The organism is Nocardioides sp. P4_G10 (assembly GCF_056401175.1).
This window is the reverse complement of record NZ_JBFUJV010000036.1, coordinates 14375-28833: the sequence shown is the minus strand read 5'-3', so window position 1 is coordinate 28833 and position 14459 is coordinate 14375. Positions and strand designations below refer to the sequence as shown.

General features: G+C 70.7%; 9 protein-coding genes. 5 read left to right on the top strand and 4 right to left on the bottom strand.

Annotation, left to right across the window (positions count from 1 at the left end; translation table 11 throughout):
- Positions 1 to 30 precede the first annotated feature (30 nt).
- Positions 31 to 6420 carry a ThuA domain-containing protein gene (locus tag AC1DP1_RS22595; RefSeq protein ID WP_477508748.1) on the top strand — a complete coding sequence of 2130 codons (6390 nt, stop codon included), beginning with the start codon at positions 31 to 33 and terminating at the stop codon, positions 6418 to 6420.
- 70 nt (positions 6421 to 6490) lie between these two features.
- Here AC1DP1_RS22595 and AC1DP1_RS22590 read toward each other — a convergent pair whose 3' ends face one another.
- Entirely contained in the window at positions 6491 to 7201 is a 711-nt protein-coding gene (locus AC1DP1_RS22590) for a transporter substrate-binding domain-containing protein (protein WP_477508747.1), read from the bottom strand.
- A gap of 224 nt (positions 7202 to 7425) precedes the next feature.
- Between AC1DP1_RS22590 and AC1DP1_RS22585 the strand changes: the two genes are divergently transcribed.
- The 3 genes from AC1DP1_RS22585 to AC1DP1_RS22575 all read left to right on the top strand — a co-directional run bounded on the left by AC1DP1_RS22585 (position 7426) and on the right by AC1DP1_RS22575 (position 10375).
- Entirely contained in the window at positions 7426 to 9237 is a 1812-nt protein-coding gene (locus AC1DP1_RS22585; RefSeq protein ID WP_477508746.1) for a histidine kinase N-terminal 7TM domain-containing protein, read from the top strand.
- A gap of 100 nt (positions 9238 to 9337) precedes the next feature.
- Positions 9338 to 9826 (top strand): DUF1269 domain-containing protein, encoded by a 489-nt coding sequence (locus AC1DP1_RS22580; RefSeq protein WP_457191719.1) that lies wholly within the window; start codon positions 9338 to 9340, stop codon positions 9824 to 9826.
- Positions 9827 to 9865: 39 nt separating this feature from the next.
- Entirely contained in the window at positions 9866 to 10375 is a 510-nt protein-coding gene (locus AC1DP1_RS22575; protein ID WP_477508745.1) for a hypothetical protein, read from the top strand.
- Positions 10376 to 10412: 37 nt separating this feature from the next.
- Here AC1DP1_RS22575 and AC1DP1_RS22570 read toward each other — a convergent pair whose 3' ends face one another.
- Positions 10413 to 10676, bottom strand: coding sequence for a GlsB/YeaQ/YmgE family stress response membrane protein (locus AC1DP1_RS22570; protein ID WP_457191723.1), 264 nt, complete (start codon positions 10674 to 10676; stop codon positions 10413 to 10415).
- A gap of 124 nt (positions 10677 to 10800) precedes the next feature.
- Between AC1DP1_RS22570 and AC1DP1_RS22565 the strand changes: the two genes are divergently transcribed.
- Positions 10801 to 12102, top strand: a complete 1302-nt coding sequence (locus tag AC1DP1_RS22565) for a threonine/serine exporter family protein (protein ID WP_477508744.1) — start codon at positions 10801 to 10803, stop codon at positions 12100 to 12102.
- A 249-nt stretch (positions 12103 to 12351) separates the two neighbouring features.
- On the opposite strand, the gene gad is transcribed toward AC1DP1_RS22565, so the two are convergent.
- Complete coding sequence (gad, locus tag AC1DP1_RS22560; protein ID WP_477508743.1) at positions 12352 to 13728, bottom strand: glutamate decarboxylase; 1377 nt, start codon at positions 13726 to 13728, stop codon at positions 12352 to 12354.
- Complete coding sequence (locus AC1DP1_RS22555) at positions 13725 to 14438, bottom strand: hypothetical protein (RefSeq protein ID WP_477508742.1); 714 nt, start codon at positions 14436 to 14438, stop codon at positions 13725 to 13727. The genes gad and AC1DP1_RS22555 overlap by 4 nt, the downstream gene beginning before the upstream one ends.
- Between the last annotated feature and the right edge of the window lie 21 nt (positions 14439 to 14459).

The following is a 14459-nucleotide window of genomic DNA, read 5'->3' as shown; positions in this document are numbered from 1 at the left end:
GCCGCGGCCCTCGCGCCGCCGACGTACGACGTGCTGGTCTTCAGCAAGACGGCCGGCTTCCGGCACGACTCCATCGGCGCGGGCATCCGGGCGGTCGAGCGTCTCGGAGCGCAGTACGGCTTCTCCGTCACGGCCACCGAGGACGCGACGGCGTTCACCGCCGACAACCTGGCCCAGTACGAGGCCGTCGTGTGGATGTCCACGACCAGCGACGTGCTCAACGCCGCGCAGCAGACTGCCTTCGAGACCTACATCAAGGGCGGTGGCGGCTACGTCGGCGTCCACGCCGCCTCCGACACCGAGTACACGTGGCCGTGGTACGGCCAGCTCGTGGGCGCCTACTTCCAGAGCCACCCCGCCGGCACCCCCACCGCGACCATCGAGGTCGAGGACAAGACCACGCCGTCCTCGTGCGCGCTGCCGGACCGGTGGGAGCGCACCGACGAGTGGTACAACTTCCAGAGCCCGGCCAACCCCGTCGTCAACGGCGGCGGGCCCGACTACAGCCCGCGCGCCAACAGCAACATCAACGTCATCGCTTCGCTCGACGAGTCGACCTACGACGAGCAGGACGGCGCCCCGGGCGACGACGACCACCCGATCGCCTGGTACCAGGAGTTCGACGGCGGCCGCAGCTTCTACACCGGCGGCGGCCACACCCAGGCGTCGTTCTCCGAGCCGCTCTTCCGCCTCCACCTGCTCGGCGGCATCCAGTACGCCGCCGGCGAGGCCCCCGACGCGTGCACCCCGCCGGCGCCCACCGACGCCTCCTTCGAGCAGGTCACGCTCGCCAAGGGCGTCGACAAGGTCGGCGAGCCGATGAGCATCTCGGTCCTGCCCGACGGGCGCGTGCTCCACAACGCCCGCGACGGGCGCATCTTCCTCACCGACCTCGAGGGCAACACGACGCTGCTCTACGACGTCCCGATCTACTCCCACGACGAGGACGGCCTGCAGAGCCTGACGGTCAGCCCGACCTTCGAGGAGGACGGGTGGGTCTACCTCTACTACGCCCCACCGCTCGACACCCCGGCCGGTGACGCGCCCAACGACGGCACCGCGGCGCAGTTCGCCGCGTGGCAGGGCTACAACGTCCTGACCCGGATGAAGATGGTCGACGATGACCTCGACCCGACGACCGAGCAGGAGCTCCTGCGCGTCGAGGCCAACCGCGGCATCTGCTGCCACGCCGGTGGCGCCATCGACTTCGACGCCGACGGCAACCTCTACCTGTCGACGGGTGATGACTCGAACCCGTTCGCCTCCGACGGCTACGCGCCCCTCGACGAGCGCACCACGCGCAACCCGGCCTACGACGCCCAGCGCAGCTCGGCCAACAGCAACGACCTGCGCGGCAAGGTCCTGCGGATCACGCCCGACCCCACCGCGGCGTCGTACACGGTCCCGGACGGCAACCTCTTCCCCGAGGCGTCCGACACCCAGGGGAAGACCCGCCCCGAGATCTACGCGATGGGATTCCGCAACCCGTTCCGGATGACCGTCGACAAGCGCACCGGCTACGTCTACCTCGGTGAGTACGGCCCGGACGCCGGCGGGGCGAACCCCAACCGCGGCCCCGGCGGCATCGTGGAGTTCAACCAGATCCGCGAGGCCGGCAACTTCGGCTGGCCCTACTGCACCGGCTCCAACACCCCGGCCGAGACCTACAACGACTGGGACTTCGCCACCAACACGTCCGGACCGAAGTTCGACTGCACCGCGCCCGTCAACAACAGCCCGCACAACACGGGCCTCACCAACCTGCCGCGGGCCCAGTCGGCCTGGATCAAGTACGACGGCGGCAACGTCACCTACAACGGCGTCACCACCAACGAGTTCGGCGGCGGCGGCGAGGGCCCGATGGCCGGACCGGTCTACAACTTCGACCCCGACCTCGAGTCGGACGTGAAGTTCCCCGAGTACTTCGACAACCACTTCTTCGCCGGTGAGTGGACGCGCGGCTGGATCCGCGACATCGCCATGGACGCCGAGGGCGACGTGTCCGGCATCGACCCGTTCTTCGACTCCATGACGCTCTACGCCGCGATGGACATGGAGTTCGGTCCCGACGGCTCCCTCTACGTCCTCGACTACGGCAACGGCGGTTACTTCACCGGCAACGAGAACTCCGCCGTCTACAAGATCAACGCGATCAACGAAGGAGCCCGCTCGCCGTCGGCGTCGGCCACCGCGACGCCCGACACGGGTGTCGCACCGCTGTCGGTGAAGTTCTCCAGCCAGGGCTCGAGGGACCCCGACGCGGGTGACTCGATCGTCAGCTACGCCTGGGACTTCCAGAACGACGGCACCGTCGACTCGACCGAGCCCGACCCGACGTTCGTCTACACGGCCAACGGCGTGTACGACGCCCGGCTGACCGTCACCGACTCCACCGGCCGCACCGGTGTGGCCACCGCGGTCGTCACGGTCGGCAACACCCGGCCGGTCGTCGAGATCGAGCTGCCGCCCAACGGCGCGTTCTTCGAGTTCGGGGACTCCGTCCGGGTCAAGGTCAACGTGACCGACCCCGAGGACGGGGCGATCGACTGCTCGAAGGTGAAGATCGACTACGTCCTCGGCCACGACTCGCACGGCCACCCGCTCAGCTCCCGCACCGGCTGCGACGTCGTCCTGCCGACCGTGCAGGACGAGGGCCACGACGCCTCCGCGAACATCTTCGGGGTCATCAACGCCAGCTACACCGACGGCGGCGGGGGAGGAGTGCGAGTGCTGACCGGTGAGGACGAGGTCGTCCTGCAGCCCAAGCGCAAGCAGGCCGAGCACTTCACCACCCAGCAGGGCGTCCAGACCGAGGCGACGACGGACCCGCTCGGCGGTGCCCGCAACCTGTCCAACATCGACGCCGGCGACCACGTGTCCTACGCGCCGATCAGCCTGTCCGGCGTGCCGAAGCTGCGCTTCCGCGTGGCCTCGGGCGGCGCGGGCGGCACCATCGAGGCTCGCCTCGACAGCCCGACCGGCCCGCTCGCCGGCTCGGTCGCCGTGCCGGTCACGGGCGGTTGGCAGCAGTGGCAGTTCGTCGACATGGACATCGCCGAGTCGGCGCAGGAGGGGTCGCACGAGCTCTTCCTGGTGTTCACGAACGCCAACCCCTCGGCCACCGGCCTGTTCAACGTCAACTTCTTCGACGCCGCGGGCAAGGGCGTCTCGGTCAACTCCCGACCGCAGGTCGGGGCGCAGGGCACGCCCACGCAGGGCACGGCTCCGCTGACCGTCGACTTCACCGGCTCGGCGTCGGACTACGACGGCGACGAGCTGACCTACCAGTGGGACTTCGGGGTGCCGGGTGACGGCGACACCGCCACCACCCTCGACGCGGAGTACACCTACACCGAGCCGGGCAGCTACACGGCCCGGCTGAGCGCGACCGATCCGTCGGGTGCCACCGGCTACTCGACGGTGCCGATCCGGGTGCTCAACGCCTGCGGCGTGCAGCAGTCCGACGAGTTCGACGGCACGTCGCTCGACGGCAAGTGGGACGTCATCCGTGACAGCGGTGACTGGCGCGTTGAGAACGGTGGCCTGCAGCTGCCCATCAACAGCGGCAGCCTCTACGGCATCGGTGGCAACGCCGAGGACATCATTGTCCAGGAGGCGCCCGACGGTGCGTTCGAGGTGACCGCCAAGATCACCGCCGAGGTGGCCGAGAACTACCACCAGGCGGGCCTGCGTCTCTACTCCGACGACGAGAACTGGGCCTCGGTCCACCTCATCTCGGCCGGTGGCAACCGCGACGTCGAGTTCATCTACGAGGCCCAGGGCAACCCGCGCAACGAGGGCGCGGACAAGCTCGGCGGGGTYCCCGCCGGCTTCCCGACGACCTACTACGTGCGGCTGACCTCCGACGGCACCGACCTGCGGGCGTCGTACTCCGCCGACGGCGAGACGTTCTCCCCGGTCGGCCGGCCCGCTCCGATGAGCACCTTCACCGCGCCGAAGATCGGCCCGGCCGCGGTGTCGGGCGGAGCGACGACCAGCCCGACGGCGACCTTCGACTGGATCCGGTTCGAGCCCGACGGCACGAGCGGCGCCACCGACCCCAGCGACGAGTTCACCGGGCCCGGCCTCGACGAGTGCCGGTGGAACGCCATCGTCCGGGAGGACCCCACCAAGTACCAGGTGGCCGACGGCCAGCTGACCATCACCACCACGGAGGGCGACATCTACCAGACGCCCAACGCGGCGGGAGCCACCAACTTCGTGCTGCAGTCGGGCGCCGACCTGCCGGCGGACTACGCCGCGGAGACGAAGCTGTCGACGACGTTCACCGATGGGTATGCCCAGGCCGGCCTGCTCGCCTACGGCGACGACGACAACTACGTCAAGCTCGACGTCATCTCCGACACCGGGCAGGGCCGCATCAACCGGGTCGAGCTGCGTTCCGAGCTGGGAGGGGCCATCCAGAACCCGCAGCCCCAGCTCGACCTGCCTGCCAACGTGACGTCGTACCGCCTGCGGCTGACCAAGCAGGGGACGAGCTACGTCGGTGAGGTCGCGGTCGACGGCGGTGAGTGGCAGCCGGTTGGCACGGTCGCGCACCCGACGGCCGACCTGGACCTCGGCCTCTACGCCCTCGGCGTGCAGCAGCCGGGCCGGACCGCGTCCTTCGACTACTTCACGCTCACCCCGGCAGCAGCCGAGAACCGTCCCCCCGTCGCCGACGACGACACCGCCACCACCTCGGCGGGCCGCGCGGTCGACATCAACGTCCTGGCCGGCGACACCGACCCCGACGGTGACACCCTCACCGTCGAGTCGGTGACCACGCCAGGCGACGGCACGGCGACGATCAACGCCAACGGCACGGTGCGCTACACGCCCGACGCCGGGTTCGTCGGCACCGACACCTTCGACTACACGGTGGCCGACGGCAACGGCGGCAGTGACACCGGCACCGTGACGGTGACCGTCACCGAGGCCTGCGAGCTCGACACGCCGGACGACACGTTCGAGGGCAGCAGCCTCGACACCTGCCGGTGGAACGCGATCGTGGCCGATGACGCCACCAAGCGTCGGGTCGCAGACGGGCGTCTGGTCCTCACCACGACACCGGGTGAGATCTACCAGGGCGGCACCGGCAAGTCGAACCTCGTCATGCAGTCGGCGGACCACGCCGGCGAGGACTGGGTGATCGAGACCCACGCCGACGTGACGAAGCTCGACGGCGGCTACAGCCAGGCCGGCCTGATGGCCTACGGCGACGACGCCAACTACGTGAAGATCGTGGTGATCTCCGACGACGGCAGGTCGGCCCCCAACCGGGTCGAGCTGCGCTCCGAGGTGAACAACGTGATCGTCGGGGCCAACCCGCAGCCGGAGCTCCCGATCCCGGCCGGGACCGACCTGACCGACATGAGGCTCCGCCTGACGAAGACGGGCACGAGCTACGAGGGCGAGGCGTCGTTCGACGGAGGCGCCACCTGGGTGGACCTGCCGCGAGCGGTCGACAACGCGATGACCGGGCCGCGCTTCGGCATCTTCGCCGCCGGCGTGCTGCAGGAGGGTGACGAGGTCTCCTTCGACACCTTCCTGGTCGACGGGGAGGACCCGGTCGACCCGGTCAACGTCGCCCCGAAGGCGGTCGACGACACGGCGACCACGACGCAGGGCACGGCGGTCGGCATCGACGTGCTGGCCAACGACACCGACGCCGACGAGGGTGACGAGCTGTCGGTGGAGTCGGTGACCAGGCCGGCGCACGGCACGGCCGTGGTGGCCGCGAACGGCACGGTGACCTACACCCCGGACGCCGGGCACAGCGGGACCGACGCGTTCGACTACGTCGTGACCGACGGGACCGACACGGACACCGGGACGGTGACCGTCACGACCACCAGGAAGGCGGACGACCCGGTCCCGGACACCACGATCACCGGTGCGCCGCGTGACGGCACGCGGGCGAAGACGGCGACCATCAGGTTCACCGCCACCGGTCCGGGTGCGGCAGGAGCGACGTTCCAGTGCTCGCTCGACGGGGCCGCGTGGCAGACGTGCAGCTCGCCGCAGACCTACCGCGGCCTTGCGGACGGCGAGCACGAGGTGCGGGTCCGCGCGGTCAGCTCCGGCGGCGCCGACGCCACACCGGCGACGGCCAGCTGGACGGTCGACCGCACCGGGCCTCGGGTCCGGAAGGTCACGCCGACGGGCACCACCCGCGACCGCACGCCCAAGGTCGGCGCGATCGTCACCGACCGCCTTTCGTCGGTCCGTGCCGGTGACCTGAAGCTCTTCGTCGGCGGCGAGCGGGTCCGGGGCGTGCGCTACGACGCCCGCAAGGACCGGATGACGTGGACGCCGAAGCGCGCCCTCGCGCCGGGCCGCTACGCCGTGCGCCTCGTCGCCGAGGACGCCCTCGGCAACCGCACGGTCGAGACGTGGAGGTTCACCATCCGCCGCTGACGCCGCGGTCCACCACCACAGTCACACCGGCCGCCGGGGGAGCACCCCCGGTGGCCGGTGTGGTCCCGGCTCAGGCCGGCGGCGCCACCGTTGCCTCGACCCCGCTGCGCGCGAGCTCGTCGCGCACGAAGCCTGAGGCCTTGAGCTCCTCGACGAACGACGCCACGGCGGCGACGGCGTCGCTGTCGAGCGCACGGGGCAGGCCGACCGACTGTCGGATCTCCATGAAGGCGGGCTCGAGGATGCGGCGGCCGGTGGCAGCGACGTAGTCCTCCATCGGCTGGCGCACGCCCGCCGCGGCGTCGAGGCCCTGCTCCTCGAAGACATCGGTCGCCTCGGCGGCGCGGACGATCTCCGCGTGCTCCAGCGAGCGGGTGAGGAAGAGGTCGTACGCCGACCCCTCGCGCACGCCGACGCGGATCCCGTCGCGGTCCACCTCCGCCGAGGAGTGCAGCGGGGAGTCGGCGTCGGTGACGTGGACGCCCTCGATCAGCACGTAGGGGGCGGTGAAGGCGACACCCTCCTCGCGCGCCGGCTCGTTGGCCAGGAAGCACAGGTCGACGCGACCGTCGCAGATGGCGGCGTACGCCTCACGAGCCGCGTCGACGCACACCAGCTCGAGCGGGACGCCCAGCCAGTCCGCGACGGCGTGGGCGATGGCGACGGTGACGCCCCTCGGCTCGTCGTGGGTGCCCTGGGCGAGCACCGGGTTGCCGAGGTTGATGACGACGCGGAGGGTGCCGGTCGGTGCGACGCGGTCGGTGGGCGGGGTGGGGGACATGTGAGCTCCTCGGGAGGGGGAAGGGCGGGCGGCGGGGCCATCCTTCCGCTCGAGCTCGTCCCGCGAAGTCGGCGCAGTCCCACGGGCCTGGCTGCGCGGCTCCCGGGCCTCACCCAAAGGAGGCACGAGCGCGCCGGAACACCTGACGCCGCGGAGCCCGCCGGTTAGCGTGGAGTCCGGCCACGCGACCGCGCGTGGACGAGCCCGAGCGCGGGAGGTTTCGGGTGCTGACGCTGCTCGCGACCCTGATGGCCGGCGCCGGACTGGTGCTGGCTGCGCTGGCCGGCTACGTCGCCTGGCGCCGAGGCACGGCCATGGGCTGGAGCCTGGCGGTGCTGCTCGTCGCCGTGGCGTGGTGGGGGACCGCGTACGCCGTGGAGCTCTCCGCCAGCTCGCCGATGGTCCGGGCCAGGTGGGGCGACCTGAAGTACGTCGGCATCGTCACGCTCGCGCCCGCCTGGCTGGTCTTCGTGCTGCAGTACACCGGTCGGGGCCAGCTGGTCACCCGTCGTCTGGTGGCGCTTCTGGCGATACCGCCGATCGCTGCGCTGGCCGTCCTCGCGGTGCCGCCCACGCACGACCTGGTGCGCTCCTACTCCGCGACGTCCGGGGTGCAGGACCTCCCGGACGTCCAGTCGGGGCCGGTGTTCTGGGCGATCTTCGCCTACAACAACCTGCTGCTCGTCGGCGCGACGGTGCTGTTCGTCGCCAGCATGGTGCGGCTGGCCCGGACCTACCGTCGGATGGCCCTGGTGCTGCTGTGCTCGGCGCTGCTGCCCTGGGCTGCCAACATCCTGCACAACCTCGAGGTCGGCTGGTTCGCGCTCATCGACCTGACGCCGTTCGCGTTCATCCTCACCGGCGGGCTGCTGGTGTGGGGGCTGTTCGAGGAGCGCCTCGTCGACCTGGCCCCCCTGGCCCGCAGCGCGGTGGTCGAGAGCATGGCCGACGCCGTCTTCGTCCTTGACGCCTTCGAGCGGGTCGTCGACGTCAACCCGGCCGCCGTCGCGCTCGCGGGCAGGACCCGTGGGCAGCTCATCGGAAGGCGGGTGCGCGACCTGATGGACACCTCGGAGATCGTCGAGGTGGGCCCGGGCGGGCTCGTGCTGGCCGACGACGCCGGCGGCCAGCAGAGGACCTTCGACGTCAGCCAGCAGCCGCTCACCGACATCGCGGGCCGCACGGCCGGGGAGCTCGTCGTCCTCCGCGAGGTGACCGACCGGGTCCGCGACCAGCAGCACCTCCAGCAGGTCCTGGACGACCGCTCCCGGGTCGCCGCCGCCCTGCAGGCCAGCATGGTGCCGACGAGGCTGCCGGCCGTCCCGGGGTGCTCGCTCGCCAGCCGCTACGTCCCGGCGGGCGACGGCGGCGAGATCGGCGGCGACTTCCTCGACGTGTTCCCGCTGGACGACGAGACGTGGGCCTTCGTGCTCGGCGACGTCAGCGGCAAGGGCGCCGAGGCGGCCGCCGTCAGCGCGGCGACCCGCTACACGCTGCGCGCCCTGGCAGGCCCGTCCTCGTCGCCCGCGGCGACACTGCGCGAGGTCAACGCCGTCCTGCAGGCGCAGACCGAGTCGGAACGCCACTGCACGCTCGTGCACGGGCACCTGCGGCCACCGCACGACCACGACGTCCCCGACGCCCCGCTGCGCATCGCCCTCTCCCTCGCGGGCCACCACTGGCCGCTGGTCCTGCGGACGGACGGCGAGGTCGAGGAGGTCGGCACGCTCGGCACCGCGCTCGGTCTCTTCGACGACCCCGAGCTGCACGACGCCGAGGTCGAGCTCGCGCCCGGCGAGGTGCTGTGCGTCTTCACCGACGGCCTGGTGGAGGCGCGTCGCGGCCGGGACCAGTTCGGCTCCGAGCGGGTCGGCGAGCTGCTGCGCGCACATGGCGACCTCTCGGCCGACGGGATGGCCGGGGCCGTGCTCGACGCCGTCCGCGCCTTCCACGGCGAAGAGCTGGGCGACGACCTCGCGATGCTCGTGGTCAGGTACGACGGCGGGGCCGGGACCGCCCCGAGCGCGACGTCCTGACATCCCGGGGGGTGGAGCGGTTCACCCTTGCTGGGGGAGGTCGCCACGGAGCTCGGCAGATGACGATCGTCGTACTCTGCCCACACCGAAGGGACCACCCATGGGAACGCTCACCGTCTGGAAGTTCGACACCGCCGACGGCGCCGACAAGGCGACGGACATCCTCAAGGACATGGCGGCCCAGCGCCTGCTCACCATCCACGACGCCGCGACCGTCCGATGGGAGGAGGGGAAGAAGAAGCCGCAGACCAAGCAGCTCAACAACCTCGCCGGTGCCGGAGCGCTCGGCGGTGCGTTCTGGGGGATGCTGTTCGGACTCATCTTCTTCGTCCCCCTGCTAGGGGCGGCGATCGGCGCAGCGTCCGGCGCGCTGGCAGGTTCGCTGTCCGACGTCGGTATCGACGACAAGTTCATCAACCGCCTCCGAGAGGAGGTCACCCCCGGCACGTCCGCCTTGTTCATCATGACCTCCGACGTCGTGGTCGACCGGGTGCACGAGGCGTTCGCCGACTCGAACCCTGAGCTGATCTTCACCAACCTCAGCGACGAGCAGGAGCGCGCCATCCGTGAGGTCTTCTCGGAAGCCTGAGCACTGCATGTCTGAGCCACACCGTCAGGTCCGGTCATCGTGCCGGCCCTGACGGTGTGGTGCTACGGCACACCGCTCGGCGCCACGGCCGGGTCGGTGCGGCTCCGGCGCCTGGAGCAGGCCCGAGCCCTCGAGGTGATCGACGCCATCACCGTCTCCTGGGCGCCCGGCGCGCACCGCCCCCGCGTCACACGGTTGTGGCCCCCACCGGAGGTCACCGCCCGCGAGCCGTCGGTCCTCGTCGCGCTGCTGCGCACCGCGATCGGGGACACCCACAGTGGTGACCCGCTGCCTCCGGACGTCGCCGACCGGCTCGCCGGGACCGGCCTGGACCCGGCGCTGCTCGCAGCAGTCACCGAACGACTCGTCCCGCGCACGTCGGCGCTGCTGGTGCTGTCCGGGGCCGCGGACCTCTCGGTCGTCGTCCCGGCCGTGAGGCAGCGGATCGTCAGCGGGGACGTCACGCTGCTGCGCGCGGACCTCCCCGCCGACGGACCGGAGCTCCTGCGCACGGCGGTCGGTCTCGAGCCGTTGGGGCCGGCCGATTAGCGGCGGCGGGGGACTGCGCGCCCCGCGTGGTGCGCGGTCAGACGGAACTGCGGCGCTTGTCGTACCAGCCCCAGGCCAGGGTGAGAAGCAGGGCCCCGACGAAGGAGCCGATCAGGCCGCTGGGGCGGAGCTCGAGACCGTCACCGGCGAGCAGGCTGACCAGCAAGCCGCCCACGAAGGAGCCGATCAGGCCGGTCAGGATGGCGATCGTCCAGTTCACGTCGCGCATCGACTGGCCGAGCGCCATCTGTGCCAGGGCGCCGGCGATCATGCCGAACAGGATGATGGCGAGGATCAACATGGAGGGAGCGTAGTGGTTCGCGGGCCCTTTCCGCACTGTCCACCGTCCGCTGTCCGGCCCACGGGACAGGGCGTGAGGACACACGTCCCGGACCGCCACGCCGAGGCTGGGTAGGGAGCGGACGGTGGTGGAGCGGAACGAGACCTACCTGGCGTGCGACCTCGCCCTGCGGGTCGGTGAGATCCTGCTGTCATCGGGAGCGGGCGCTGCTGACGTGACCGCGACGATGCTCGCGGTGACGCGTGCGTCCGGGATCCGGGGGGTCACGAGCGACGTCACCTACACCGACCTGAGCCTGCGCCACCAGCCGAGCAATGACGCTCCCGAAATGATCCAGATCCGGCGGGTGACGCGACGCGAGGTCGACTACGCCGTCCTGACGGAGGTGAACCTGATCGTCCGCGACCTCATCGACAAGGACATCACGCGAGAGGAAGCCCGGGATCGCGTGGCCGCAGCCACCTCCAGTGGGCGGCGACGGCGGCGATGGGCGATCACCCTGGGTTGGGGCGTGATGGGCGCCGGGATCGCGATCACGCTGGGCGGGCGCCCGGTGGTGCTGGCCCTGGCGTTCCTGGCGGCGTGCGCCATCGATCGGATCCAGCGGCTCATGGCCCAACGTCGCTTCCCTGACTTCTACCAGCAGATCGCCGGGGGAGCGGTGGCCACGCTGATCGCGGTCGCCGCCGCAGGTGTCGGGATCGAGGCCAACCCGTCGCGGGTCGTCACCGCCGGCATCGTGATGCTCCTGGCTGGGATCGGCGTGATGGGTGCGACGCAGGATGCGATCACTGGCTTTCCGGTCACCGCGAGCGCGCGACTGCTGGACGCACTTCTCGCGACCACCGGGATCATCGGTGGCGTCACCGCTGGGCTCAGCATCGGTGTCCTGCTGGGGGTCGACGTCGGGACGCTCAACCCGGGGGCCGTAGGCGCCCAGCGAGCCGGCCTGATCGTCCTCGGCGCCGCACTGGCGGCCGCGGCGTACGCGTACGCCTCCTACGCCCCTCTGCGTGCCCTCCTCGTCGTCGCGATGCTGGCGGGCCTGGGGCAGGCAGCGTGGCTGATCGTCGATCAGACCGAGCTGGGCGCGACCTTCGCCTCGGCTGTCGCTGCCGTCGTGATCGGGATGGCGTCCGCGGTGTCGGGGCGGTTCCGGGTCCCGCCACTGGTCATCGTGGTGCCGGCGATCGTGCCACTGCTGCCCGGGCTCGCCATCTATCGTGGGCTGGCGTTGCTGACGGACGGTGAGGACGGGTTCCCGAAGCTGATCGCCGCCGCAGGGACGGCCATCGCGTTGGCCGCCGGCGTCATCCTCGGTCAGTACCTCGCGCAGCCGCTGCGGCGCGAGGCCCGCTGGTTGGAGACGCGGCTCTCCGGCCCCCGGTTGGTCGGTCCGTTGCTGGGCCGCAAGCACGACGCGTGACCTGTCGGCCGACTGCTCGGGCTCACCGGTCCAGACCAGCGGATGCCCCAGCGCCGACTGGGTAAAGCATCCGTAGGACCGCTCGGTGTTGGGGTACCCCCGGCCCCACAGGCTGCCCGCGGGGCCGGCTGGACTGGTCCCGCGGGCAGTTCCCCGGGTGTGCAACCCCCGCTGCAGGGATCGACGCTACGCGGTGCGCTGGTGGACGGACACGCTGTCTAGCCAACCCGGCGCCGGCACGTCCCGCCGTCAGTAGCCCGACCCTTGCTTGGTCTGCTGGCGTTCGGTCGGGTGGGCTCCACCCTTCTTCTCGAGGGTCGCGCACGCGTCCGCGATGTCACGGGTCAGCCGTTCGACCTGCTCGCGACTCATGGTCTCCTTCACCAGCGCCCGCATGATCTTCACCCGCTCGGCGTTCGGGGGGAGCGTGTACGCCGGCACCATCCAGCCCCGCTCCGCGGACAGCTGCCACGCGATGTCGGACTCGTCGTACGACGCGTGCTCGCCCGAGAGCCGGAAGGCCACCAGCGGCAGCTGCTCCTCGCCGGCGCCGATCACCTCGAAACGGCCGCTGTCACGCAGGTTGGACGCCAGCGCCTGGGCGTTCTGCTGCATCTGCTTCATCACGTAGGTGTAGCCGTCGCGGCCCAGACGGACGAAGTTGTAGTACTGCGCCAGCACCATCGAGGCACCCGTCGAGAAGTTCAGGGTGAACGTGGCGTCGAGCTTGCCGAGGTAGTTCTCGTAGAAGACCAGGTCCTTGGCGAGGTCGGACTCCTCGCGGAAGACCAGCCAGCCGATGCCGGGATACACGAGCCCGTACTTGTGACCGGACACGTTGATGGAGCGCACCTGCTCGAGGCGGAAGTCCCAGCGCGAGTCGGGGTAGAGGAACGGCCACACGAACCCGCCGCTGGCGCCGTCCACGTGGAGCGGGACGTCCAGGTCGCGCCGGTTCCGGATGTCGAGCAGCAGGTCGTTGATGCCGACGATGTCGTCCATGTGGCCGGTGAAGGTGGTGCCCAGGACGGCCGCGACGCCGATGGTGTTCTCGTCGATGTGCGGCTCCACGTCCTCGGGGCCGATCGTGTACTTGCTCTCCTCGAGCGGGACGATGCGCGGCTCGACGTCGAAGTAGCGGCAGAACTTCTCCCACACCACGTGGACGTCGCCTCCGAACACGAGGTTCGGTCGGTCCGTCGGCAGGTTCGCGGCCTGACGGCGTTCCTTCCACTTCCACTTCAGGGAGAGCGCGCCGAGCATGATCGCCTCGGACGACCCCTGGGTGCGACAGCCCGTCGTGGGGCCGGGGGCGTTGAAGAGGTCCGCCAGCATCCGGATGCAGCGTTGCTCGATCTCCGCGGAGATCGGGTACTCGGCGTGGTCGATGAAGTTGCGGTGCAGGTTCTCGGCGATGATCCGCTGCGCCTCGGGCTCCATCCAGGTCGTGACGAAGGTCGCGAGGTTGCGCTGAGGATCGCCTTCGAGGTTCAGGTCCTCGTCGAGGAGTCGCATGGCGTCGGTCGGGCGCATCCCGGTCTGCGGGAACGACGTCGAGGGCGCCTTCTCCGTCAGGAACCGGTTGCCGTACAGCGCTTCGGCTGCTGACTGGCTCAGGTTTGTCATGGCGTTTTCCGCACCACCGTTCTTGTCGAGGTTGGCTTGTCGAGAACTTGCAGGAAGCCACCGGCCGCGAAGCACACGGCCCCGGAGAAGGTGCCCCAGTTGACCAGTCCGGCGTCGACCGCGGCGGAGGTCGCCGGTCGTACGAATGCCGCGAGCCCGGCGAGGAAGAACAGGATCGAACCGAGCTGGTTGACCGCCACCACCCACCACGTGAGCGCATGGACGTGCACGCCGACGCGACCCCCGCCCACCTCGAGCATCGCGAGGTGGCCGGACACGAGGAAGCAGATGCAGCCGAGGATGTCCGGAAACCAGATCCAGCCGTTGGACTGGCGGGGGGTGAGCCCCTCCGCGAACGCCGCGACGAGGCTCACCGCGAACAGCAACGTCCCGACGAACAGCACGGTGGCGCTCAGCCAGTCGCGCCGTTCTGGCTGGTAGCGCCACCACAGCACGTGCGCTCGCGCGGTCCCGACGTCGCCGGTCCCGCTGTTGATCGCGAGGAGGACCGACGCGTAGCCGCCGAGGCTGAAGAAGAAGCCCCCCACCAGGTAGGTGACGTTGACCGTCAGCAGGGCGACCTCCCCGAGCTGCGCGAAGACCGCGCCCAGGGCGAAGAGGCTGCCGCCGAGGATGAACGCCACGGCCGCGACGAGGTTGATCGTCGTGAGCCGTCCCAACTCGGCCGTGGCCGTCGGTTGTCGCGTCATCTCCCCACCCGTCGCATCGAT